Source organism: Vibrio neonatus (genome assembly GCF_024346975.1).
GTDB classification, from domain to species: Bacteria; Pseudomonadota; Gammaproteobacteria; order Enterobacterales; family Vibrionaceae; genus Vibrio; species Vibrio neonatus.
The window spans coordinates 2379253-2403749 of sequence record NZ_AP024885.1; the positions used below are offsets into that span (position 1 = coordinate 2379253).

A 24497-nucleotide genomic window follows, 5' to 3' on the forward strand; every position below is an offset into this window, starting at 1 on the left:
AAGTCCATTCTTGCGTTCAGGATATGAGGGGCATGTATAGAGCATAAAAAAGCGCTCACCCAAGGGCAAGCGCTCAATCTCTGAAATAAGACGTGCAATGATAGATACTCTATCTGCTAGCCTTTCCAGTAAGGTCTTGCTTCCATACACATAGCTCTGGTTTGTTCCATGGCATATAAAATAGAAGCTTGCTGGCGCTCTAACCAACGTTGCAGTTGATCTTGCTCTTCTCCTTGCAATTGATCAACCAATTGCAACACAGGATCAAGCATCAACAGATCGTCAATCCCTTGTGCTAAATCAGCCCACGGCAAACGAAACGCTTGGCGAGACTCTTGATCAAACAACGCAGCAAAACAGATCCCAGAAAATAGGCACCGTTTCAGGTGGTAATGCTCTTCTATATAGTCTTTCGATGTCAGGGTTTGCTCAATAGGGAATGCACTGACCATTTCCGCCCAAGTGCGATCCAGTTGGTCTTGGGCAAACGACACCAAGTTTCCAGACATTTTCTTACGCGCTTTGGCATCTAAGAAAGGCTGCCATCCTTTCGTCAGTACCCAACGACTAAGATCGAGAATAACACCGGTATATCGAGCAGACTCTAGTAGTTGTAACACTTCTTCTTCTGTCGATAATTCAGCGCGTACTCTTTTTAGCTGTTTAACTAGCGTCTTTTGCGTATCAAGCTTGCGCAGTGCATGCCCTTTGTCTTCGGTAAGATCGTCAAGGTAGTCGGCGGCTTGCACCCAAATCAGTTCTTGCTCTAGCCATTTTAATTCTTGTCGTAGAATAGCACTGGCGCGGCGCGGGACAATTCCGCCAAATACCGCTAAGGTTTGTCTTACAAAACTCAGCGAATAGCAGATCTCGTTTAAGCAGTCCATTGAAGGGGATTCAACGTAGGCTTGCTCATGATAAAGCCAATGAGACAATGCATGCTCCAATGACTTAATAAAGCACTCTTCTACGCTATCTTGCAAAGCAACATCCACCAAACCCAGCGGTTTGGCTTTGCTACCGGTAAAGCCTTGTGCAAGTCGGTAGCCTCTAGCGGCTTTACTTAAATTGCCAAGACGCATGCCTCCGTCTTCACATAATTGCCTTGCTAAGGTAAATAAAGCATCTGTTTGACCAGACTTTAGTTCCAACTCAACTTCGCAAATAGTAGAACGCTTCTCTCCAGCAAGCACTTCACCCTGATCAAATGCCACTTCTACTTGGCTACCGTCAGGCATACCCACCAGCCAAAGCTCGCGAGTAAAGTTAGTAGCAAATAAAGGTTGCAGTTGTGATGCTAACTCTTCGACTGTGCGCCCTTCTGGCCAAATGCTCTCAGGGTGCAAGCTAAGATCAGGATCATTACTGGTATGCTCTGCATTATATTCTGGGCGTTGGTGTAAACCGGCCACAACTCGGCCTGAGGTTTTTACCGTTTGCACATAGACATCATCAAAGCGACGAATGCGCATGCCTATATCGTGCTCTCGTAGCCAGTTGTCTGGGGTATCAAAATAAATGTTTCCCAGCTCACGACTGTTGTGTTGAAGAATTTTGTTGTGTGGGATTTTCTCTTTCAAAACTTCAGAGAATTGTGGTGAAACAAAAAATTTCAGCTCTATTTCAGTTTCCATAAATCACTCATAATCGACCGTCTTTAGCAGATTAAATCGAATTTTGTTTATCAGCAAGTGACATTCAGCTGATCTAAATCACAAAAAAAATGCCTTTTGTGCAATTTTAAATCACATAAACCCTTTTAATACTAAAAAAACCTATTATAGTTACACCCCAGCATGACAATCACATGACAATACAAATATGCCAGTAAATACCATCATTGGTTTATTCGCAAAATCGCCAATAAAACCGTTGCAGCAGCACGGAGCAAAAGTCCAAGAGTGTGCATCACTTTTGCCTGACTTTTTTGCTGCGTCAAATGCTAACAACTGGGAAAAGGCGGCAGAATACCGTCAACAAATTTCTACGCTAGAAAAAGAAGCTGACACTCTCAAACGTCAGATTCGTTTGCATCTACCAACAGGCCTATTTATGGCTTTTGATAGAGGTGATCTGCTGGAATTATTAACTCAACAAGATAAAGTAGCAAATATTGCTAAAGATATCTGTGGCCGTGTTCTAGGCCGAAATCTACTTATACCTGAAGCTTTGCACGAAGACTTCTTAGCATATGTAAAACGTTGCTTAGATGCTGTCGGACAAATGTACCGGGTAATTAATGGGCTAGATGAATTGCTAGAAACGGGCTTCAAAGGACGTGAAGCAGAATTGGTTGAATCTATGATCGATGAACTCGATAGAATAGAAGATGATACTGACCAAATGCAAATTGAATTACGTCGAAGCCTCAGAGAAATTGAAGATCAATATAATCCAATTGATGTGATGTTCTTGTATAAAATCCTCGAGTGGGTTGGAGGCATTGCGGACCAAGCACAGCGCGTTTGTGCTCGTCTAGAGCTGATGATAGCGCGTAGCTAATCACTCTCCACCTCATTTCAACTTATTAATATCAAAGGATATTTAATGGATATTCTAGCTAACTACGGCACTATACTTCTTATCTGTGCGGCCGTATTCGGTTTTATGATGGCTATCGGTATCGGTGCCAACGATGTTGCTAATGCTATGGGTACCTCTGTAGGTTCTAAAGCATTAACCGTAAAACAAGCGATTGTTATCGCGATGATTTTTGAATTTGCAGGGGCTTACCTTGCAGGTGGTGAAGTTACTGACACTATTCGTAAAGGTGTTATTGATACAACTCTATTCGCTAATACACCCGACCTACTGGTATTCGGTATGATGTCAGCCCTACTGGCTGCGGGTACTTGGTTACTGGTTGCCTCTTATATGGGTTGGCCGGTATCTACTACTCACTCAATCATTGGTGCCATCATAGGTTTTGCCACTGTTTCTGTGGGTTCTGATGCTGTGGATTGGACCTCAGTACAAAATATTGTAGGCAGCTGGGTTATTACGCCGTTTATATCGGGGTTATTTGCTTATATTATTTTTGTCAGTGCGCAGAAGTTTATATTTAATACAGATAATCCCTTAGAAAACGCCAAACGTTATGTTCCGGGCTATATGTTCTTAACTACTATTGTGATTTCACTAGTAACGATTAAGAAAGGCCTTAAACACGTGGGTTTATACCTATCCACCACTGAAGCATGGATTTGGTCTATCTTACTGTCACTATTAGTGATGGTAATTGGTTATCTTTATATCCAAAAACGTTTCAAACTTGATAGCAAAAACCACGAGCACAGCTTTACAGGTGTTGAGCAAGTCTTTAGTACGCTAATGGTAATTACCGCATGTGCGATGGCATTTGCTCACGGCTCTAACGATGTTGCAAACGCCATTGGTCCACTATCGGCTATCGTTGCCACTATTAGTAATATGGGTCACATCGCTGAGAAAACTCAAATCGCTTGGTGGATTCTTCCTCTTGGTGGTGTCGGTATCGTGGTTGGTCTAGCGACTATGGGCCACAAAGTTATGTCGACGGTTGGTACTGGCATTACAGAATTAACCCCAAGCCGTGGCTTTGCGGCGCAGCTTGCAACCGCAAGTACCGTTGTTCTGGCTTCTGGTACAGGTCTACCTATTTCAACTACCCAAACACTTGTGGGTGCTGTTTTAGGGGTAGGTTTTGCACGTGGTATTGCCGCACTGAATCTAGGTGTTGTTCGTAACATTGTTGTCTCTTGGGTAGTGACTCTTCCTGCGGGTGCACTGCTTGCGATTATCTTCTATGAGATCATGTTGGTGATTTTCACCTAAGCAAAATGTCAAATGTCTGTCATATTTTGACAATATGACGTTATAGAGGGGGGCTTTGGCCCCTCTTTTAGTTGCAGGCAATCTATAATCTACTTACTATTTAGACAATGATGGAATGCGTTCCTCACCTGAATCTGATTTTTTGAAGGACATACAGTGAAAAAACTTTTTTTGATCGCTTTTGCTGCAGTGCTATCTGCACCAGCCGCATGGGCTCAAACGATCTACATCTCCGATAACCTATTTACTTATATGCACTCAGGTCCTAGTGCTCAGTACCGAATTATCGGTAGTGTTGATGCAGGCACAAAAGTGACTTTAGTCCAAACCAACAAAAAGAGTGGCTATACAGAGGTCGTTGACCAACGTGGTCGTAAAGGCTGGGTTGAATCTAAATACGTGACTAAAACTGAAGGTATGGTGACTCGTATGCCTCGCCTTGAAAAAGAACTGGTTCAAGTTAAAGCAAAACTTGCTAGCTTTAATGAGAAAGCCGACAAAGAACAAGAAGGCTTGGTTCGTTCTCTAGAGTCACGCAACGCACAAATTGCTGAAATGGAAACTAACTACAAAAAAGTCAGTGACCAACTGCTTTCTGCCCAAACTGAAGTGCGTGAGCTAAGAGCTCGCATTGATACGCAAAAAGAAGACCTTCTATTGCGCTACTTCATGTACGGTGGTGGTGTTGCAGGTCTAGGCTTGATCTTTGGTCTACTGCTTCCACATGTTATTCCTCGTCGTAAGAAGTCTCCAAACGGCTGGGCGTAATACTCGCGAAATAGCAAAATCAAAAAAAGCTGCCAGAGGCAGCTTTTTTTATGTCTTTTTGTTTGTGTCGACGCTAAATAGCGCCCCTAATAACGACTAACCGTGCCAATCATATAAAGCTGGTATTTGGATTTTCTCTCCGCCAAATTCAACCACAATAAAGCGCGGCGAAATCACAACCAGTTTAGTCTGATCGTTAATCATATCGCCCTCTTGTAACTCTTTACCGTTGATCTTCACCAAACGATGTTTTGGATTACTGGCGTACATATGGGTTTGTAAATTAAGCGCAGGTAGTCGACCTTTATATCGGTCTACATTTTTATCTAGCTCATTAACCTTAATATGGTCCAAGCTATTTCGCTCACCTTGCTCATCTAATGACGATGGCGTATCTAAAGCGTGAGTCACTCGCCCTGCCAACTCTGGAGAGAGTTGCGATAAATCGAGATTAGATAGATCCCACTCATCATCAGCCGCTTGCGGTGTCGTTTTCTTGGGCTCTTTGCTTGTTGTATTGCTTGTTGTATTGTTTGCCGCTTTGCTTGTCGCAGTAGTCGGTTCACTCTTTGTTTCAGCCTTAGATGTAGCAGGAGCAGGTGTTGCAGATGAGCTCACCACCCTTGTATCTGTCACCGGCTGAGTCTCTTCAATATCCGCAACCGACACAATTTTTGGTAAAGGTAGCAAAGGTTTCGCCGGAGTTGCGGGCAAATACACAATATCTAAGCTTGGGGTTATAGGCTGCACCTTAGCGATAGGCGCTTGTTCGGCAACTAACACACTATTCAGCGCAGGGCTTAGCATCGCCTCAATGCTACGCGTGGTTGCAGAGCCAGCCAGTAAACTGTGCGCTGCTACACCCACACCTAAACCCACAGCAATTGCGACCATCAGCTTCACTTTACCATTACCCGCTTGTGGTCTAGAGGATGGGTTAGCCTGTCCACTCGTTGGTATTGATGCCTGTTCAAATTGTTTCTGAGATTGCTCAAGTGCTTTTAATACCTCTGACATTACTGATTCTCCTCGCTATCAGCTTGCGCACTTGGCGCGGTTGGCTGTGCTGTCGCACTCAGTAACTTGGGTGCGTTATCACTGGTGAGTCTATCGAGTTGACGTAATGTTTGGTTTCCGGCGATGCCATCAGCATCTAGGCCTTGCCAAGCCTGAAAGGTTGATACCCTTTTCTTCAATTCATCATTAAAAGTGGATGTATCTAAAGGTGTTGCATTCAGTGCTTTCGCCAGCAGTTTATCCAGTATTTGTACCTGTTCACCACTGCTATTTAATTTCACTGTTTCCAGTATCTCGCTATACCAAAGATACCTAAACTGCCCTTTCCAATGTTGGTCTAGCCAAGTTACAGGCAACTGCACTCGCTCCCCTGCCAATAACAGAGTCACTCTATCGTTAGTCACACCTTGCAAGATAGCAAAATAGGGGTGCTGATCATCATACAACGTAATCACCACAGGGCGATTCGATGCGACAATGCTCGACAGCGATGCTTTGCTTTGGAAGCAGTGGAAAGGTGGCGTAGTGCCATACTCACAATCAGAATCCACAATTGAAGCATCATAGCCCCATAGGTGATACAAGGCCTGCATAGCGCCCATTGGGGAGCGGCTCTGCTCAATCAATTGCGCAAAATGCTGCTGCTCTTGGTTGGCTATGCTCTGCTTGTCAGCCATTTGCTGTTGCAATTGCTGAGTGTGAGCTTGTTGTTCATTGAACTGGGTTTGCAGTTGTTGCCACTGATGCCAAGAAGTCAAACCAAGGTAAGTCACCCCGGCAATAGCTAGCGATAGTAACGCCGGAGATAACCAATGATGAGAGCGGCTTGAGTGAGTACTAACTTGTACTTTATTCCCTGTCGGGGCTTGATAGGCCAATACATCATGACAAGCTCTTTTAGCGATATTTCGGTCAACGCTGTGTTGCTGACTCAACATGGCGTAATACAAGGCTTTGTCGCAAATAAGGTTGATTAAGCGCGGAATACCTTGTGACTGCGATGCAATAAATTGCACCGCTCTGTCAGAAAAAATATCTTCCCGACCACCGGCCACTCGCAAACGAAATCCAATATAATCGGCGATATCTTTTTCCACTAAAGGCAGCAGATGATAACGACCAGTGATGCGTTGGGCTAATTGGCGCAGTTCGATTGTTTGTAGCTTATGTTGCAGCTCAGGTTGACCCACCAGCAACACTTTAAGTAACTTACGGCTGTCAGTTTCTAAATTAGTCAGCAGACGAAGCTGCTCTAGCACTTGCGCAGAAAGATGCTGAGCTTCATCAATTAAGAGTAAGGTTTGAATACCTTTTTTATGATTATCTAAAAGGTAATGATAAATGGCTTGCGAGAGCTGTTTTAAGCTGGATGGTTGCGTATAGGAAAGTGAAAACTCGTCACAAATCGCTTCCAGTAATTCAACTTCAGAAAAAGTAGGATTCAGTATAAGTCCTGCTACCCAATTCCCTTCTAAGTTAGCTAACATCGCTTTGGAAACCGTCGTCTTACCTGTACCAACCTCACCGGTCAGCATGGCAAAACCGCCCCCACTATTGAGGCCAATTTGTAAATGTGACAGAGCCTCGCGATGGCGCGCACTTAAGAATAAATACTTAGAACTGGGAACAATTGAAAATGGTTCTTCTACAAAACCAAAAAAATCCTTATACATTTAGAACTTCTATACATACTTCTTTTCTCATTTGAGTCAAGCTACCATTGAATGAAAGAAAGTAAAGCAATCCTTTCATCGACTAATCGTAGTGTTAGGTAGTGCAAAGAATAGCGACATATAATTGCCATCACTTTCATCCACAATACAAAAAGAGAGACTTCATTGTGCAAACCTATCTAGTAGGTGGTGCAGTTAGAGATAAACTGCTCAATATAGAAAACTACGACCGAGACTGGGTTGTGGTGGGCGCGACGCCGCAAACATTGTTGGATCTTGGCTATCAAACCGTCGGCAAAGATTTCCCTGTTTTTCTGCATCCTAAAACGCATGAAGAATACGCGCTGGCTCGCACCGAACGTAAATCAGGAAGCGGTTACACTGGGTTTGATTGTTACTTTGCGCAAGATGTCACTTTAGAAGAAGATCTGATACGCCGCGATCTCACTATCAATGCCATTGCGCAAGATGAATCTGGCACCCTGTATGATCCTTATGGCGGTCAGCAAGATATCCAAAACAAGTGCCTGCGACATGTTTCGCGCGCTTTTGTGGAAGACCCTTTGCGTGTATTGCGTGTAGCGCGTTTCGCCGCTAAATTGCATCACCTAGGCTTTAGCGTGGCACAAGAAACCCTTAACCTAATGCGCGAGATTGTCGATTCAGGTGAGCTACAAACCCTCACCGCTGAGCGTGTTTGGCAAGAGTGGCACAAATCGTTATTAACCCAAGATCCGCAAGTGTTTATCGAAGTGCTACAAGAGTGTGGCGCACTCGCTGTCGTCATGCCCGAAATCAGCCGTTTGTTTGGCGTGCCCCAAACCGAAAAATGGCATCCTGAGATTGATACCGGAATCCACACCTTAATGGTCGCCAAGCGATCGGCGCAGTTAAGCAAAGTGCCCGAAATACGCTTTGCCGCGCAAATGCACGATCTCGGCAAAGGCGTCACTCCACAACAAGAGTGGCCAAGCCATAAAATGCATTGTCATACTGGCCTCAAAATTATCGAATCCCTCAGCAAGCGCCTGCGCGTGCCCAACCAATACAAAGAGTTGGCACTGCATGTATGCAAGCAGCACTCCAATATTCATCGAGCGCAAGAGCTAAAAGCCGCAACCGTTTTGCGCGTGCTAGACAGCTTTGATGTATGGCGTAAACCAAACGTACTAGAGCAAGTGTTAATTACCTGCCAAGCTGACACTCAAGGGCGATTAGGGCATGAATCTACCCCCTACCCGCAACGAGATTACTTTGTCGCAACCTATCAAGCGGCATTAGCGGTGAATGTACAACAAGTGATTAAAGATGGTTTTGCGGGCAAAGATATCAGAGAAGAGCTTAACAAACGCCGCACTGAGGCGATTGAACAAGTAAAACAAAGCTGGCATTGGTTGTAAAAAAATCGGCATAAAAAAGGCCTCTAAGATTTACTCTTAGAGGCCTTTCATTTTGTAGTTATCGATTACTGAGTCAGCAAGAAAGCAAATAAGCCTGCGCCCAATAGCAAGCGGTAGATGACAAATGGCGTCATTCCCATGCTAGAGATCAATTTCAGGAAGTAATGGATACAAATATAAGCACTCACAAACGAGACTAAAATTCCCGTAGATAGCAAACCTAAATGCATCGGCTCTGGGCTAAGAGCCAGCTTAGTGCCTAAGTAACCACCGGCTAAGGTGATGATTGGAATAGACATTAAAAACGAAAAACGCGCTGCCGCCTCACGAGTAAAGCCGAGATAAAGCGCCGCAGTAATAGTGGCCCCAGAGCGTGATGTGCCCGGAATCATTGCCATTGCTTGAGCAATACCAATAATTAACGTCTTCTTCCAAGTGGCTTGATACTCATCTTTAGTTAACGCTGATGTTTTATCTGCATGCCACAGCAATAAACCAAAAATGATCGTCGTACAGGCAATCACCCAAGCACTGCGCAAATACAACTCAATCAGATCGTTTAAAAACAGCCCAGCTAAACCGGCTGGAATGGTCGCTAAAATGATCATCCACGCCAGTTTGGACTCTTTGTTGTGTTGCTGCTTAAACACGGAGCCAAAAAATGCACGTAAAAGAGTCACCACTTCATGTCTAAAATAAATCACAACCGCGAGCAAGGTGCCCACGTGTACCGCAACATCAAACGCCAAGCCTTGATCTTCCCAACCTAATACAGCCGAAGGTAAAATCAGGTGAGCAGAGCTCGATATAGGTAAAAATTCAGTTAGGCCCTGAATTAAGGCCAATGCAAAAGCTTCTAAATAGCTCATTAATCATCATCTCTTAAATGTAGAGAAGTAGCCGTGAGGTTCGACATACCACCGATAGATACAAATTCTTGCTGCCAAATTTGACGAATGCAACGACCGTCCCCAGGAACAATCAGTTCGGGACACAGCTCATACAAAGGTTGCAGCACAAAATTGAACTTAAAAATATCCTTTCTTGGTATTTGCGGCGCTTGCGCACTTTGCACATCACCAAATAAAAGAATATCAATATCTAATGTACGATCTTGTTTCTTTTGGGCATTGAGTGGACGACCATAAGCCAGCTCTAGCGCTCGCAAACGATGACAAAATTCAGGCAAAGCTAAGTCCGTATCTAGGCCAACCACAAAATTATAAAACTCAGCGCCATCAAATCCCGTTGCTGGGCAACTGTAAATCGTTGAGACTTGCAGATTACTGCCTAAACGTTGTAACTCGATGATCGCGGCGCGAGCATGCTTATCTCGTTCAATGTTGGTCCCAATACCTAAATAGGTTTGGGTCACAACGAGCCTCGTTCAATGACTACGCCAACACTAGCAGCTTGTGGCACAGCGCCAGGCTTACGAAGTTTGATGCGAATCCAAGGAACGTTAAATTTATCCATAATCAGGCTGGCGATTTCTTCTGCTACTCGTTCGACAAGCAAAAATCGGCCACCCTCAATATGCGCAAGAACCGCTTGGCTGACAGAGAAGTAATCTAATGCATCTTCAACATTATCACTGTGCCCAGCAGCTTGGTTATCGTGAGCCATTTCTATATCAAGCACTAGTTTTTGCTTGATCTCTTGCTCCCAGTCATACACCCCAATAGTGGTAATTACCTCGAGCTGTTCGATAAAAACTCGGTCTTGATTCATTATTTCGATCCTTTTCTTGCCTCTTTAAGTAGTAAATTCTTGCAAAACAAGTTCAAATACATAGATTGAGGTCGGATAAGCTAAAAGTATAAAAAAACGTAATATACTACATTGATTACCCAACTATAATCCCGATTCAATCGATATTAGCTACAAAGTGTAAAGGATATCTATGACAGCAACGGCTTTACTCATGATCATCTTGGCCTATTTATTAGGCTCAGTGTCGAGTGCCGTTCTCATTTGTCGGGTATTTCGACTTCCAGACCCTCGTTCAACAGGCTCAAATAACCCCGGTGCCACCAATGTCCTGCGCATTGGAGGAAAGCTACCTGCGGTGTTAGTTCTGCTGTGTGATATGGCAAAAGGGACCATCCCTGTTTGGTCAGCCTACTACCTCGATCTTGATCCTGTGATGTTAGGTTTGATTGGTATTTCGGCCTGTATTGGCCACATTTACCCTATCTTTTTTCACTTCAAAGGCGGTAAAGGGGTGGCAACCGCAGTAGGTGCGATAGCGCCGATTGGTTTTGATTTAACTGGCTTATTAATGGGAACATGGTTAATTACCGCTGTGGTCTCGCGCTACTCTTCACTGGCGGCTCTAGTGACCGCTTTAGTGGCTCCGCTATACACTTGGATGATCAAACCGCAATACACCTTGCCGGTGGCAATGCTGTGCTGTCTTATTATCTGGCGACATCAAGACAATATTAAACGCCTGTTTTCTGGAGAAGAGCCGAAGGTGGGCTCTAAAAAGCTGTAATTACGCCGATAGCCGTTCCTTCCCCCTCATCAACTGACTCAAATTCAATTCATAAAAAAACCGACCTAGTTAGGTCGGCTTCATATCGATGTTATTTAACGAAAGAAATAACTAAGCAAAATAACTAGGCAATCGGCTCTAGTTGGTCGATAGGCCAGCGAGGCTGAGCTTTAACGCCTAAGCCTGATGTTTCACCATTTTTCAAACGTTGCATACCCGCATAAGCAATCATAGCGCCGTTATCGGTACAAAACTCGGTTCTTGGGTAGTACACTTCACCGCCCACTTTCTTCGCCAAGGCTTCAAGTTCAAGGCGCAATTGTTTGTTAGCACTTACGCCACCGGCAATCACAATGCGCTTCATGCCTGTTTGCTGTAGTGCACGTTTACATTTAATTACTAACGTCGCACACACCGCTTCTTGGAAGGCATACGCAATATCAGCGCGAGTTTGCTCATCGTTGTCATTGCCAGAGATAGTATTGGCCGCAAAAGTTTTTAAACCGGAAAAGCTCATATCTAGCCCCGGACGGTCTGTCATAGGACGAGGGAACTTAAAGCGACCCGGCGTTCCTTTTTCCGCTAAACGAGATAACAGCGGACCACCTGGGTAATCCAGTCCCATCAGTTTAGCCGTTTTATCAAAGGCTTCACCTGCGGCATCATCAATTGATTCGCCAAGAATTTGATATTCACCAATGGCTTTCACTTCTACGATCATTGTGTGACCGCCAGAAACGAGCAAAGCAATAAAAGGAAACGGCGGCGGATTATCTTCTAACATAGGCGCCAGCAAATGCCCTTCCATATGGTGCACTGGCACCGCAGGAACATCCCACGCATACGCAATACTACGGCCAATAGTCGCACCAACTAACAAAGCGCCCACTAGGCCTGGGCCTGCGGTATAAGCGATGCCATCAATATCCGCAGAGGTTAAGTTGGCTTCTTTTAATGCTTCTTTTACCAATGGAATGGTTTTTTTCACGTGATCGCGAGAAGCGAGTTCTGGAACAACACCACCATAATCAGCGTGGAGCTTTACTTGGCTATATAGTTGATGTGAAAGCAAACCTTTCTCATCATCATAAATAGCAACTCCTGTCTCATCACAGGAGGTTTCAATACCTAAAATACGCATACATTTCTCGCGACTTCTTTAATGTGTGGCAAGTTTACCTTGTCCTAATTGTTCAAACAAATGATTGATCGTTTTCTCCGCAATAAAGTGCTTTACAAACACTATCAGTTCGGATTAAAATTCCGCACCATTTTTGATCAAACTGGTTATTCCCCTTGCAAGTTAACTTGCCCAGAAAGTGGAACCCAGTATTAACGAATAACCCCTGAGGTGAAAGGCATATGCCAGTAGTTAAAGTACGTGAAAACGAACCGTTCGACGTAGCTCTACGTCGCTTTAAGCGCTCTTGCGAAAAAGCAGGTATTCTTTCTGAAGTGCGTCGTCGTGAGCACTATGAGAAACCAACTACAGTTCGTAAACGCGCTAAAGCAGCTGCTCAAAAGCGTCACGCTAAGAAGCTAGCTCGTGAAAACGCACGTCGCGTTCGTCTTTACTAATCCCCGATATTATTAGGAATTAGTAATGGCTCTTATTGATAAACTCAAAGAAGAGCAAAAATCTGCGATGAAAGCCAAGGACAAACCGCGCCTTGGCACTATTCGTTTAGCCCTATCAGCAATTAAGCAACGTGAAGTCGACGAGAGGATTACTCTGACCGACGACGATATCATCGGTGTGCTGACTAAAATGGTTAAACAACGTCGCGATTCTGTCGCTCAATATGAATCTGCCGGTCGTCAAGATCTTGCGGACATTGAGAAAGCTGAAATTACAGTACTTGAGGAATTTATGCCTCAACCGCTGAGCGAAGAAGAAGTGGCTGCATTAGTTGATAGTGCAATTACCGAATCTGGTGCTGCGGGCATGCAAGACATGGGTAAAGTAATGGGCGTTCTCAAACCACAAATTCAAGGGCGCGCAGATATGGGTAAAGTAAGTGGTTTAGTTCGTTCTAAACTGGCTTAAATCCCCAATAAAAATTAAAGCAAGCCGTGCTATTCATTGAATGCACGGCTTGTTTGTATCTCGCACAAACGAACTTTCTTTAGGATCTATGGCTGGACACATACCACGTACCTTCATTGATGACCTACTTGCTCGACTGGATATTGTCGATATCGTTGACGCGCGAGTAAAACTAAAGAAACAAGGCAAGAACTACGGTGCTTGCTGCCCATTCCATAACGAGAAAACCCCCTCTTTCAGTGTTAGCCAAGAAAAGCAGTTTTATCATTGCTTTGGTTGTGGTGTTCACGGGAATGCCATCGATTTCATGATGGAATACGAACGCCTTGAGTTTGTCGAAGCCATTGAAGAGCTTGCCGCTCATCTCGGCTTAGAAGTCCCAAGAGAACAGCGTCAAGGTGGCTTTAGTAGCCAAGGCCCGACCGCCAATACTGAACAGAAACGCAGCCTATATGATTTATTGGGCAGCATCGCTAACTTCTACCGTTCGCAATTAAAAACGAGCGCCGGAAAAACCGCGATTGAGTACTTAAAAAACCGAGGGCTCAGCGGAGAAATAGCACAAAAATTCGAGATTGGTTTCGTAGCGGATGAATGGGATTCGGTACGAAAACAATTTGGTCAGCAAAAACAGGCACAAGATGCGTTAGTCAGTGCTGGCATGCTCATTGAAAACGACAAAGGTAATAGATACGACCGCTTCCGTGGTCGAGTCATGTTCCCTATTCGTGACCGTCGTGGTCGAGTGATTGGTTTTGGTGGACGCGTCTTAGGTGACGGTACGCCAAAATATCTCAACTCACCGGAAACGCCCATATTCCATAAAGGCAAAGAGCTTTATGGTTTATATGAAGTGCTACAAACTCATCGCTCGCCAGAACAAATTCTGGTGGTTGAAGGGTATATGGATGTAGTGGCCTTGGCGCAGTTTGGGGTGGATTATGCGGTGGCCTCACTTGGCACCTCCACCACTGGCGATCACCTGCAAATGCTATTTCGTCAAACCAGCAATATTATTTGTTGTTATGACGGGGATAGAGCCGGTCGTGATGCAGCATGGCGAGCAATGGAAAATGCCCTGCCTTATTTAAACGACGGGCGTCAGCTTAAGTTTATGTTTTTACCCGATGGCGAAGACCCTGATACCTATATCCGCCAACACGGTAAACAGGCTTTTGAAGAGCAAGTTCGCAGTGCGACGACGCTATCAGAATTTATGTTTCAAACCTTAATGCAGCAAGTGGATACCAGCAGTAAAGAAGGCATGGCTAAGTTAAGCACTTTAGCTATCCCTCTGATTAGTAAAGTACCGGGCGGTACACTGCGTATGTATCTGCGTGAGTTACTTGGACGAAAACTAGGTTTAGTCGATGAGCGTCAACTGCAACAATTGATCGCCAAAACAGACGAGCAATCTGCGCGTCCAGCGCCGCATAAGAAGATAGAAAGAACGCCAATGCGTGTTGTCATAGCATTATTGCTACAGAACCCGCATTACGTAGAGTTAATACCAAACCTAGATTCAGTTAGTCAAACTAACCTACCTGGGCTAAGTTTATTACTCGATGTGGTTGATAAGTGTATAAATCATCCCCATATCACCACTGGCCAGTTATTAGAGCACTGGCGAAATCAAAAAGAAGAACGCATATTGTCACTTCTGGCAAGCTGGGATCTCCCAACTTATAAGGAAGAAGACAATCATGACGATATATTTTGTGATTCACTGGATAAAGTAATTTACCAGTGTATTGAACGGCAAATTGAAACCCTACAAGCGAAAGAAAGAAGTGTCGGCTTATCAGTCGAAGAAAAAAGGGAGCTGCTGGCTTTAATGCTAGATTTAAAAGCATGAGACCCTGAACGCTTGTAATGTAAAAAAGTTTGCTATAATTAGCGGTCTGCATTTCGCAAACTAGTTCCTTCACCAGACCAGAATTTGGATACCATCTATGGATCAAAATAGGCAGTCACAGCTTAAAGCGCTTGTTCTTAAAGGCAAAGAGCAAGGCTATCTAACTTATGCCGAAGTTAACGACCATCTACCGCCTGAAATCGTAGATTCAGAACAAGTCGAAGATATCATTCAGATGATCAACGACATGGGTATCAAAGTGGTAGAAAACGCCACTGAGATCGATGATGACACGATCAATGATGAAAGCACAGAAGTCGATGAGGATGCAGCTGAAGCAGCTGTTGCCGCTTTAAGCACCGTTGAAAGTGAAATTGGCCGAACAACAGATCCAGTACGCATGTACATGCGTGAAATGGGTACTGTTGAGCTTCTAACTCGTGAAGGCGAGATTGATATCGCTAAGCGTATCGAAGATGGCATCAACCAAGTTCAAGCATCAGTTGCAGAATTTCCTGGCACAATACCGTATGTTTTAGAGCAGTTCGATAAAGTTCAAGCTGAAGAACTTCGCCTAACAGACATTATTTCAGGTTTTGTTGACCCTGATGATGACGGTACAACAGCGCCAACAGCAACTCACGTTGGTTCAGAGCTGGCTAAAACCGATCTTGAAGAATCAGACGCTGACGATGCTGAAGATGACGAAGACGAGGAAGAAGAAGATACAGGTATCGATCCAGAGCTAGCTCTAGAGAAGTTCACCAATCTTCGTAACACATACCAAAACCTACAGCTAGTTTCTAACAGCGAAGGCCGCGACAGCAAAGCCTTTAAAGTAGCAACTGCTAAGGTTAATGATGTATTCCGCGAATTCCGTCTAACGCCAAAACAGTTTGATCACCTTGTGACTCAGCTTCGCACCTCAATGGAGCGAGTTCGCACACAAGAGCGCTTAATCATGCGTCAAACCGTAGAATACGGTGGCATGCCTAAGAAAGAATTTGTTAAAACTTTCACTGGCAACGAATCAAGCGATGCTTGGGTAGACAATGTATTGTCTTCAACAGCACCTTATAAAGAAAAGATTCGTCGTAACGAAGAAGACATCCGTCGCTCTATTCAAAAGCTGAAAAGCATTGAACAAGAAACCTCTCTAACGGTTCAGTCTATTAAAGACATCAGCCGTCGTATGTCTATCGGTGAAGCAAAAGCTCGCCGTGCGAAAAAAGAGATGGTAGAAGCGAACTTACGTCTGGTTATCTCTATCGCGAAGAAATACACCAACCGTGGTCTACAGTTCTTGGATCTTATCCAAGAAGGTAACATCGGTCTAATGAAAGCCGTTGATAAATTTGAATACCGTCGTGGTTACAAATTCTCAACTTATGCGACATGGTGGATTCGTCAGGCAATTACACGTTCTATCGCTGACCAGGCGCGTACTATTCGTATCCCTGTGCACATGATTGAAACCATCAACAAATTGAACCGTATCTCTCGTCAAATGCTTCAAGAGATGGGCCGTGAGCCACTGCCAGAAGAATTGGCAGAACGCATGCAAATGCCAGAAGACAAGATTCGTAAAGTACTTAAAATTGCTAAAGAGCCAATCTCAATGGAGACACCAATCGGTGATGACGAAGATTCGCATCTAGGTGATTTCATCGAGGATACGACTCTAGAACTACCTTTAGACTCAGCAACGGCAACTAGCCTTAAGTTTGCAACTAAAGACGTACTAGCAGGCCTAACACCTCGTGAAGCTAAAGTACTGCGCATGCGCTTTGGTATCGACATGAACACTGACCACACTCTAGAAGAAGTGGGCAAACAGTTCGACGTTACTCGTGAACGTATCCGTCAGATCGAAGCAAAAGCACTACGTAAACTGCGTCACCCAAGCCGCTCAGAAACACTGCGCAGCTTCCTAGACGAGTAAACAATTAGTCTTTATGTACAAAAGGTGAGCACTAGCTCACCTTTTTTGTATTTATCGGTTTGATAGCACAAAAACTGTACATTATTACTCCCTATTCTAGCGACTTCACCTAGACACTCCCCTGTCCATCTCATATAATCTTCACCCTACAAAGGCCCCTTAGCTCAGTGGTTAGAGCAGTCGACTCATAATCGATTGGTCCGCAGTTCAAGTCTGCGAGGGGCCACCATATTCAAGACCGTTGACATCCGTCGCGGTCTTTTTTGTTTTCTGAGTCCAATCAATTCAACGGTTTATCTGTTATCTAAATTCCAAGCTTGTCGAAGGCGTCTTGAAAGAACCGGTTTTTAATGTACCATTAAATGTACCAACAACCTCGAATGTTAAAAATCGTTGGTACAATTGAGGGGATTTCATGGCCAGAACCACATCTAATCTAACCAACACTCAAGTAAAACAAGCAAAAAAATCTGAAAAAGAGTACACACTCTCTGATGGTGGCGGTCTGCAATTAAGGGTTCGCCCTAGTGGCTCGAAGCTATGGGTACTGAAATATACGCAGCCGGTTACCAAGAGAAGAACTAATTTTGGTTTGGGTTCCTACCCTGAGGTATCTCTAGCTGATGCCAGGCGAAAAATGCAAGAGGCAAAGGTATTGCTTTCGCAAGGCATCGATCCTAAAGCGCATAGGGACGAACAAAGCGAGGCAAAACGAGAAGCGACTGAAAGCACTTTTGGTGTAATTGCTGATAAGTGGCTTACACTCAAGCGCCAACAGGTAAACCCAGAAACAGCTAATGCTAATTACAGAGCTCTTGAGAAGCACATACTTCCCCTGCTAAAGAACACCCCGGTAGAAAACATAAAGCCTAAGCACATAATTAATATTCTTGAGCCGGTAAAGGCAAAAGGAAACCTAGAAACAGTTAAGCGCTTATGTCGCATCATCAACGAGATCATGCGCCTTGCTGTTGCTGGTGGCTATATCGAAGTCAATTACCTTGCTGATGTCACTAAAATGTTCCCTGCCCCCAAACGCAAACACATGCCAACCATTAAGCCTGAGCGCCTACCTGAGCTAATGCAGACCCTCAATAGAGCCAATATAACAAGAACAACTCGATGCTTAATTGAGTGGCAGCTACACACTATGATCAGGCCTAAAGAGGCATCAACTGTAGAGTGGGACCATATTGATACTGTAAATGGTATTTGGGAAATACCTGCAGACATAATGAAAATGAAGATCCCACACAAGGTACCGCTTACCCCGCAAGCAATGCAAATACTTGAGCTAATGCGCCCTATTAGTGGCAATAGGAACCATGTTTTCCCTGGGCATAGAAACCCAAACACTCATACAAACACTCAAACGGCCAATATGGCACTAAAGCGCATGGGCTTTGAAGGTGAGCTGGTGGCTCACGGCCTGAGATCTTTAGCTTCAACCACACTAAATGAACAAGGATTTGACCCTGACATTATCGAGTCTGCATTAGCACATATCGACAAGAACGAGGTGAGGCGTGCTTATAACAGAGCTGAGTACCTAGAAAGGCGCCGTAAGCTAATGGAATGGTGGAGTAACCATATAGAGAAAGCGAGTTACGGCTCAGTGTCCGTCACTGGTACCAGGAGCTTGCGGATTGTTGGATAACAACCACCAGCACCAACCGAATTAACTTTGTGTTGCCTAGGGTAGCTCCCGAACGCTGGCACTCTACTAGCTGGCAACACTACCCTTTAGAGTTCGCACTAAGAGAGCGTGAAATATGAATAGACGAGAATTGATTCCACTACAGTATTGCTCATTTGAGCGTGCGTCTAAAATGCTTTGTGTAGAAGTGGAGGATCTTATACATTGGCTCGATCAGGGGCTTATTACCCCAGCGATTGAAATCAAAGAGCCTGCAATATGGGACGGCTTAACCAAAGATTTAGAAATTAAAGATCCCCCGAAAGGATTCGCTAACAGCGCCTTAAGTACAAAGTATTCCAAAATGATTTATCTAGGAAAAAACGTTGACGGAGAATCTTATCATTCGGCGGACGGTATCTGGCGTATCACTCCAATTATGGGGTCGATTTGGTTTGAAGATATTGATTCCGTTATCGAGTGCGTACAGCTAGCCCAATTAGGCGCACCGTCATCGCCTGGAGCGTACGTGCCAGCCCTTGTCTACCCGTATGAAATCCGAGTTAAAGACCTAGTGATCGTCTATGAAGATTTAAAACGAATCATTGAAGCAATTAACGAGGGTAAGGAGCTAGACCTAATCGATGACCAACCCACTCACACACCTAACACGCCAGCAAGAAAACCAAGAACAGAGCCCAGGCAAACAGAGCTAATTCGCCGCCTATTAGATCTGGTACCTGAGCTCAGAGACAAGCTGTATGATGCAAGTGAGGCACAGAAGGAACAAACTCTAAATAGGTACCTTACAGACAAAGGTTTGCAACCTATTGCCACCCCCACAGGAAAAACACTTGCTAATTGGATTGGTCAGCCTAAAACCAACGAATGAAATACTAACTTTCTAGAAAGTTAAGTTAATTTTCTCATGTTTATTCATACAGTATAGTAACGTGTCCTTTGTCGTTTAAGACTATCTAAGACTACATAGACGAGGACACTATGAACCAACAAGCCACCCAACAACGCCTAGTACGTATGCCTGAGGTATTGCGTATTACAGGCCTGTCAAAAAGCTCTGTTTACGACCGCATGAATAGAGGCTTATTCCCTAAAAGCGTGTCACTTGGTGGCCGTAGTATTGCCTTTGTAGAGTCTGAGGTTAACCAATGGGTTAATAGCCAAATCTCACAACGTGATAAGGTGGCCTAATGACTAATGAGTCATTAACACGAAACCGCCCCAAGTATTATAAGAGATCCAACTTGAGCCCTTGCGGTGTAGCCGCAGAACTTACAACTAACTTAACGATCCCTGAGTTCTGTAGGCAACTGAATGGCGTCAACACCCAGAAAGTACAGAGGGCTTTGGCTAAATTAAGGGTGCTCATTAATCTTAATAATGGATACGAGCCTGATTTTTATTATAACGTTCACTTCAAAGTAAGGTCGTTCGAATATAAGCCAGGGAAGCACAGATCGTGTTGCTTTATCACCGAAGTAGGCGCAGGTCTTCTGTATAAGTTGTACCTGGATGATTTCTTGCCAATGCGTAAGGACTGGGATGGTAATTACAGTGTTACCCCTCTAGAACCCACTCCCCCGTACTCAAGAAACATCCACCAGCAATAGGTCTAATCTATGAATATTTTGAATTATGCGGAAAATCCGCAGGGGTTAGGCTTGCCTAAAGAAAGCCTAGGTGATAGATTTATTAACACTAAAGCAAAATCTTTAGTCGGGATTGGAACCCCGTTTAACAGCAAGGCGCATAGACGCCAGCACTTAGCTGGTTTTTTTATGCGTAAAATTAGCGCACATCTTTATAATTCCCTAGCGGAGTTGTATCAAAATTATGGTGGGCTGATTGAGGCGACTTCGGTCGGCCGTTTCCTTGCGTACGGTAGTTCCAACCTCTTTCAGTCCACCACCAGTTCGAGATTGGAACCTCTTCGGTGGTGGTTAAAACCAACGCAAGGAGACGGTCATATGACTACCACCCCTACCCAAGCTACACCTAAAACCATGATTTACACGTTCTTGGTTGCCCGTAAGCGTCAAAAGCTATCCAACCTTAAGCGAGTTCGCACTGTATCGGTAGTGGCTCAATCTGAGCCACTAGCACGTAAACAACTTGATGGAATGCCTTTAGTGTTCGTGCGTCAGTCCCCAGCTATGGGAGGGCAGCACTATGTGTAACGCTCATGAATTCGCCCTATTTCTGAAAAATGAGTACCAAGGCACGGTAACTAACCAATACACACCGGAGAACGTAGCGGAGCAAGGCAAGGCTATTGCTGAGTTTTGCGCCCTGCATAGCGTAGACAAGCCCTGCACCTTCCTAAAGTGTTTCCCTTACGGGACAGCTATTGACGGGCTCATAACTGAGTTTTCCGATGGTTCGACTTTACATATCACTGTGGCTGGTATGGAGGCTCAAGCATGGGTGTAATTAATCAGATCTTCCTACCTATTCCCGATGAAAGCGATTTACAGCAAGAAACAGCGACCGGGTGGAGTAAGTTCCCTAACGAACTATGCAAAGCGCTTCAATGTGCTGACCTTAATAAATCTGAAAGCAAAGTGTTTTTTGTTGTCTATGAGAAAACCATTGGCTTTCATAAAGAGTCTGATTGGGTTAGTGCAACCCAAATAGCCAATAAAACATGCCTCCAAGAGAGTAATGCTAGGAGAGCTCGCTGCAGTCTAGTTAAGAAGGGGATCTTGTTTAAAAGAACAATGCCTGCAAGAGATTGTGGTGGAGAAACGCAACCACATTATGGAATAAATACTACTGACAAATGGCAAACAAACAAAGGAACCACCCGTATCAAAAACGATACGCGTATCAAAAACGATACACCTAATCAATGCGATATCCGTATCAAAAGCGAAGCGCAGGGCGTATCAAAAACGAAGCGCGGGGCGTATCAAAATCGAGCTACACAAAAGACATCTTTACAAAATACAAATATACAAAAGAAAGAGAGGGCCTCGAGCACACTCTCGTCTCAAGCTCCGCCAATTTTATTTATTTCTACAAATCAGGATGAAAACCCATTCCCTATCACTCAGAGTAAACTTGATGAGCTGAAAGGGACGTATCCAAATTTGGATGTTGTTAGCGAGCTACGTCGAATGAAGTCCTGGTGCGATGAGAACCTGAGCAAGCGAAAGAATAAATCTGAAATGTTCGGATTCATAACAAGATGGCTTACCAAAGAGCACAACAAGATCCCAACCATCAAGCCAGTAAGACCCACAGAGAGTACCAAGCCGAAGTGTTCAAGTATTGACATCGAAATCAACGGAGAGATTGAGTACTTAACTCGAGCTAAAAAGCTTGGACTGGATCCGTCAGTGATTAAAGCTACTGAACTTAAAATACAAAGACTGCGCAGGGATCGTAGTAGTTTACCTCCAGAACTGGGGGACTCTACCTCGAAAGAAAACAATCCTCACTCTGGTTTTAGCGCTGGTGGTTCTGATTCGGGTAATGAGCTTAACTGGGCTAGCGTTGGATGGTTAAAAGAAGTTTCTTTAAGTCGGGAGAACTCGAATTCACCCGATCTAAGAAACAAGGATTGTATAACCAAACATTGACTGAGCTAAGTTGTCTTGCCTAGTTAATATCCTTTAGTGCAGGTGAATTACACTTCTCCCGGTCTAAATGCTTGTAGATATGTTCAGTTTTGAGCGTATCTATTTTGACCATAGAAGCTGCATCCACAACTGAATTTTAGACCCTGAGTTAACTGCGTCCAGAACTGGGTCTATTGAATCGTAAGAGACTATGTGACCGACATCGATGTCGGTTGCATAAAGAGTTAATCAGTAAAGTGATAAGTTTCATCATTCAATCTTCCTTAGAGGAAGATATTTTATCTATTCCACAGAATGTATAGTTGACAAAGGTTTGTCGTGTCCCTAAGCTTGATTTCTAAACTAATGGAAACCAAAGGGCGAAGACAGATGACCAAAATCACTAACCGAAACTTTTGCATTGCACTGACTGAGGCTATTGGCCACAAAATCAAACCTTCCCACATTGAGCAGACGCGACGCGCTCTAGTTAAAGCCGGTCTGCTTACTAAATCGCTAGGCAAGAACCTAGTAAACATGAGCAACCAAGAAGCCGCGATTATCCTTATTGCAATTTGCTTACCTGGTACGTTAACCGATCGTGTTAATTGGGCGGCTCGTGTGGCTGCGTTCCCTGGTTTTTTAAATCGCCTTTCTGAGTTGCTCGATCACCCTGAACAGTTAGCAAAAGTGGACTATTTAAGCATCGGTGACACGTCGGCTTTGATTGGCATTGATGGTGAGAAATCCGAAGACTTTCAATATGGTAATGCGTTCCCTATTAGCTACCCAGAAGGTGGTTTTGTAGCAGTTAGCGTTGAAGTGTCACCGGCGCTATTCCGTATTGCATCGGCGGAGCTGGCCAACCTAGGTGATGACTGCGGCGAAATGGTCGCTGAATAATTGCTTTTTTATTAATGGGAGAAAGTACAAATTATGAAAAAGTTGTATGAAATGAAGCAGGCGCGAAACAACTTAGCTAAACAAATGCGCAGCATTCACACTAAGATTGGTGATCGATCTCCAACAGAAGAAGAGCGCCGCCAGTGGGAAGATCTTGAATCTAAATTAAATGACTTTGACGCGAAGATTGAGCGAGAAGAGCGCCTTTTATTAATGGATGAAGATGCACTTGATAATGGTGATTCAAGTTTTTCACCCGAAGGTCGCACCGCAACACCTTACCAGGATCAAAACGGTAACCCGATAGAGGTCTTAGGTAAGGAAAAGCGTTTCTTTAATCCTTCAACGCCTCAAGTGGAACAGCGTGAGCACATATCACCAGGTGCTATGATGCGCGCCATGATGTACGGCTCACGTAACGAGGCTGAAGAACGCGCCCTAGGCGGTAGTGATTCGGCAGGTGGTATTACTGTCCCGACTCATACACTACGTCAACTTATCGATATGATGCGTAATCAGACCCAGGCTATTAATGCCGGCGTACAAACGGTCATTCTAAACACAGATAAGACTAAGATTGCCAAGATTGAGAGCGATCCTACTCCTGGTTGGCGCGCAATGAATGACAATGTGAAGGAGTCAGAGCCTACATTTTCAGGCGTAGAATTGAATGCTCACAGTCTAGCCGTAATGGTTCGCGTACCGCGTGAGTTGCTGGAAGACTCTATTAACCTCGATGAGGCGTTAGGTTTATGCCTTGCGGGCGCGATGGCGCAAGAGTTCGACCGAGCAATCTTCTTTGGTGAAGGTGAAGAAAATACACCACGCGGCATTGCTAATACTACAGGAATACTTAAGCATCCTTTAGACGGACCATTAACGAGTTACACTCCTATCCTTAATGCATTACAGATGCTAGAGGAGTCTAACAGTTTGAGCCATACCGCCGCGGTAATGGCTCCACGTTCTAAGTATGCGTTTGGTGGTTTGGTCGATACGACTGGCCAGCCTATTCGTAAGCCTGAAATTATTAGTGCACTACCACTCCTATCGACAAATCAATTCCCAGTTAATGAAGGCGTCGGCACAAATGAAAGCCAAATCATGGCCGGTGACTTTAGCAAGGTGTTAATGGGTATTCGTTCTAACTTGCGAGTAGAGATATTACGTGAGAAGTACGCCGATCAAATGCAGTACGCATTTATCGCCCATTTACGCGGTGATGTGGCCGTAGCTCAGCCAAAAGCTATCTGTCAGATCACCGGTATCCAACCGCCAGCTGCGGCGTAAACCAGCTTTCCTTTAGCTAAATACGATCAAGCCCAGGTAAAACTGGGCTTATTTTGAAACAAATCAATTCTAAAA

24 protein-coding genes and 1 tRNA gene are annotated in these 24497 nt (G+C 44.4%); 18 read left to right on the forward strand and 7 right to left on the reverse strand.

The features are described 5' to 3' along the window. Nucleotides 1-116: 116 nt before the first annotated feature. Nucleotides 117-1634: a CYTH and CHAD domain-containing protein gene (locus OCU38_RS11040; RefSeq protein WP_261823100.1), complete on the reverse strand. Its 1518-nt coding sequence runs from the start codon at nucleotides 1632-1634 to the stop codon at nucleotides 117-119. A 187-nt stretch (nucleotides 1635-1821) separates the two neighbouring features. Here OCU38_RS11040 and OCU38_RS11045 point away from each other — a divergent pair, with 187 nt between their 5' ends. The 3 genes from OCU38_RS11045 to OCU38_RS11055 all read left to right on the forward strand — a co-directional run bounded on the left by OCU38_RS11045 (nucleotide 1822) and on the right by OCU38_RS11055 (nucleotide 4581). Beyond that, on the forward strand, nucleotides 1822-2502 hold the full coding sequence (locus OCU38_RS11045) for a TIGR00153 family protein (RefSeq protein ID WP_023404125.1): 681 nt from the start codon (nucleotides 1822-1824) through the stop codon (nucleotides 2500-2502). Nucleotides 2503-2547: 45 nt separating this feature from the next. Beyond that, on the forward strand, nucleotides 2548-3813 hold the full coding sequence (locus tag OCU38_RS11050; protein ID WP_152822859.1) for an inorganic phosphate transporter: 1266 nt from the start codon (nucleotides 2548-2550) through the stop codon (nucleotides 3811-3813). A gap of 156 nt (nucleotides 3814-3969) precedes the next feature. Beyond that, nucleotides 3970-4581: a TIGR04211 family SH3 domain-containing protein gene (locus OCU38_RS11055; RefSeq protein WP_261823101.1), complete on the forward strand. Its 612-nt coding sequence runs from the start codon at nucleotides 3970-3972 to the stop codon at nucleotides 4579-4581. Nucleotides 4582-4677: 96 nt separating this feature from the next. Here the strand turns inward: OCU38_RS11055 and OCU38_RS11060 are convergent, their stop codons facing one another. Together OCU38_RS11060 and OCU38_RS11065 are read right to left on the reverse strand one after the other, a co-directional pair. Continuing rightward, nucleotides 4678-5598, reverse strand: coding sequence for a general secretion pathway protein GspB (locus OCU38_RS11060; protein ID WP_261823102.1), 921 nt, complete (start codon nucleotides 5596-5598; stop codon nucleotides 4678-4680). Continuing rightward, nucleotides 5598-7271 carry an ExeA family protein gene (locus OCU38_RS11065; RefSeq protein WP_261823103.1) on the reverse strand — a complete coding sequence of 558 codons (1674 nt, stop codon included), beginning with the start codon at nucleotides 7269-7271 and terminating at the stop codon, nucleotides 5598-5600. The genes OCU38_RS11060 and OCU38_RS11065 overlap by 1 nt, the downstream gene beginning before the upstream one ends. A gap of 167 nt (nucleotides 7272-7438) precedes the next feature. On the opposite strand from OCU38_RS11065, the gene OCU38_RS11070 reads away from it, so the two are divergent. Next, nucleotides 7439-8671, forward strand: coding sequence for a multifunctional CCA addition/repair protein (locus OCU38_RS11070; RefSeq protein ID WP_261823104.1), 1233 nt, complete (start codon nucleotides 7439-7441; stop codon nucleotides 8669-8671). Nucleotides 8672-8736: 65 nt separating this feature from the next. Here OCU38_RS11070 and OCU38_RS11075 read toward each other — a convergent pair whose 3' ends face one another. Genes OCU38_RS11075 through folB form a run of 3 tightly spaced genes read right to left on the reverse strand, consistent with a single transcriptional unit; the run spans nucleotide 8737 to nucleotide 10402 of the window. After that, complete coding sequence (locus OCU38_RS11075; protein WP_261823105.1) at nucleotides 8737-9540, reverse strand: undecaprenyl-diphosphate phosphatase; 804 nt, start codon at nucleotides 9538-9540, stop codon at nucleotides 8737-8739. Then, nucleotides 9540-10046 carry a 2-amino-4-hydroxy-6-hydroxymethyldihydropteridine diphosphokinase gene (folK, locus tag OCU38_RS11080; RefSeq protein ID WP_261823106.1) on the reverse strand — a complete coding sequence of 169 codons (507 nt, stop codon included), beginning with the start codon at nucleotides 10044-10046 and terminating at the stop codon, nucleotides 9540-9542. Before folK ends, OCU38_RS11075 begins: the two co-directional genes overlap by 1 nt. Beyond that, entirely contained in the window at nucleotides 10043-10402 is a 360-nt protein-coding gene (folB, locus tag OCU38_RS11085; RefSeq protein WP_023404117.1) for a dihydroneopterin aldolase, read from the reverse strand. Before folB ends, folK begins: the two co-directional genes overlap by 4 nt. A 172-nt stretch (nucleotides 10403-10574) precedes the next feature. On the opposite strand from folB, the gene plsY reads away from it, so the two are divergent. Next, entirely contained in the window at nucleotides 10575-11168 is a 594-nt protein-coding gene (plsY, locus tag OCU38_RS11090; RefSeq protein WP_261823107.1) for a glycerol-3-phosphate 1-O-acyltransferase PlsY, read from the forward strand. 124 nt (nucleotides 11169-11292) lie between these two features. On the opposite strand, the gene tsaD is transcribed toward plsY, so the two are convergent. Further along, a complete protein-coding gene (tsaD, locus tag OCU38_RS11095) occupies nucleotides 11293-12309 on the reverse strand; it encodes a tRNA (adenosine(37)-N6)-threonylcarbamoyltransferase complex transferase subunit TsaD (protein WP_261823108.1) in 1017 nt (338 codons plus the stop codon). Between the two features lie 221 nt (nucleotides 12310-12530). Between tsaD and rpsU the strand changes: the two genes are divergently transcribed. From rpsU to OCU38_RS11160, 13 genes are all read left to right on the forward strand, one after another. Next, the gene (rpsU, locus tag OCU38_RS11100) at nucleotides 12531-12746 is read left to right on the forward strand and encodes a 30S ribosomal protein S21 (protein WP_001145625.1); all 216 of its coding nucleotides are present in this window, start codon (nucleotides 12531-12533) and stop codon (nucleotides 12744-12746) included. A 25-nt stretch (nucleotides 12747-12771) separates the two neighbouring features. Further along, nucleotides 12772-13215 (forward strand): GatB/YqeY domain-containing protein, encoded by a 444-nt coding sequence (locus OCU38_RS11105; RefSeq protein WP_023404114.1) that lies wholly within the window; start codon nucleotides 12772-12774, stop codon nucleotides 13213-13215. 88 nt (nucleotides 13216-13303) lie between these two features. Then, entirely contained in the window at nucleotides 13304-15070 is a 1767-nt protein-coding gene (gene dnaG / locus OCU38_RS11110; RefSeq protein ID WP_021714337.1) for a DNA primase, read from the forward strand. Between the two features lie 97 nt (nucleotides 15071-15167). Further along, entirely contained in the window at nucleotides 15168-17012 is a 1845-nt protein-coding gene (gene rpoD, locus OCU38_RS11115) for an RNA polymerase sigma factor RpoD (protein ID WP_021714336.1), read from the forward strand. A gap of 153 nt (nucleotides 17013-17165) precedes the next feature. Then, nucleotides 17166-17241 (forward strand) — tRNA-Ile (locus OCU38_RS11120). A 186-nt stretch (nucleotides 17242-17427) separates the two neighbouring features. Continuing rightward, the gene (locus tag OCU38_RS11125) at nucleotides 17428-18669 is read left to right on the forward strand and encodes an integrase domain-containing protein (RefSeq protein ID WP_261823109.1); all 1242 of its coding nucleotides are present in this window, start codon (nucleotides 17428-17430) and stop codon (nucleotides 18667-18669) included. A gap of 115 nt (nucleotides 18670-18784) precedes the next feature. Next, nucleotides 18785-19540 carry a hypothetical protein gene (locus OCU38_RS11130; RefSeq protein ID WP_261823110.1) on the forward strand — a complete coding sequence of 252 codons (756 nt, stop codon included), beginning with the start codon at nucleotides 18785-18787 and terminating at the stop codon, nucleotides 19538-19540. Between the two features lie 110 nt (nucleotides 19541-19650). Beyond that, nucleotides 19651-19860, forward strand: a complete 210-nt coding sequence (locus OCU38_RS11135) for a helix-turn-helix transcriptional regulator (protein ID WP_261823111.1) — start codon at nucleotides 19651-19653, stop codon at nucleotides 19858-19860. Nucleotides 19861-20288: 428 nt separating this feature from the next. Then, nucleotides 20289-20846, forward strand: a complete 558-nt coding sequence (locus OCU38_RS11140; RefSeq protein WP_261823112.1) for an ash family protein — start codon at nucleotides 20289-20291, stop codon at nucleotides 20844-20846. Further along, nucleotides 20839-21099: a hypothetical protein gene (locus OCU38_RS11145; RefSeq protein WP_261823113.1), complete on the forward strand. Its 261-nt coding sequence runs from the start codon at nucleotides 20839-20841 to the stop codon at nucleotides 21097-21099. Before OCU38_RS11140 ends, OCU38_RS11145 begins: the two co-directional genes overlap by 8 nt. Further along, complete coding sequence (locus OCU38_RS11150) at nucleotides 21090-22250, forward strand: replication protein (RefSeq protein WP_261823114.1); 1161 nt, start codon at nucleotides 21090-21092, stop codon at nucleotides 22248-22250. Before OCU38_RS11145 ends, OCU38_RS11150 begins: the two co-directional genes overlap by 10 nt. Nucleotides 22251-22619: 369 nt before the next feature. Beyond that, the gene (locus OCU38_RS11155; RefSeq protein WP_261823115.1) at nucleotides 22620-23132 is read left to right on the forward strand and encodes a hypothetical protein; all 513 of its coding nucleotides are present in this window, start codon (nucleotides 22620-22622) and stop codon (nucleotides 23130-23132) included. A 33-nt stretch (nucleotides 23133-23165) separates the two neighbouring features. Continuing rightward, entirely contained in the window at nucleotides 23166-24422 is a 1257-nt protein-coding gene (locus tag OCU38_RS11160; protein ID WP_261823116.1) for a phage major capsid protein, read from the forward strand. Nucleotides 24423-24497 lie beyond the last annotated feature (75 nt).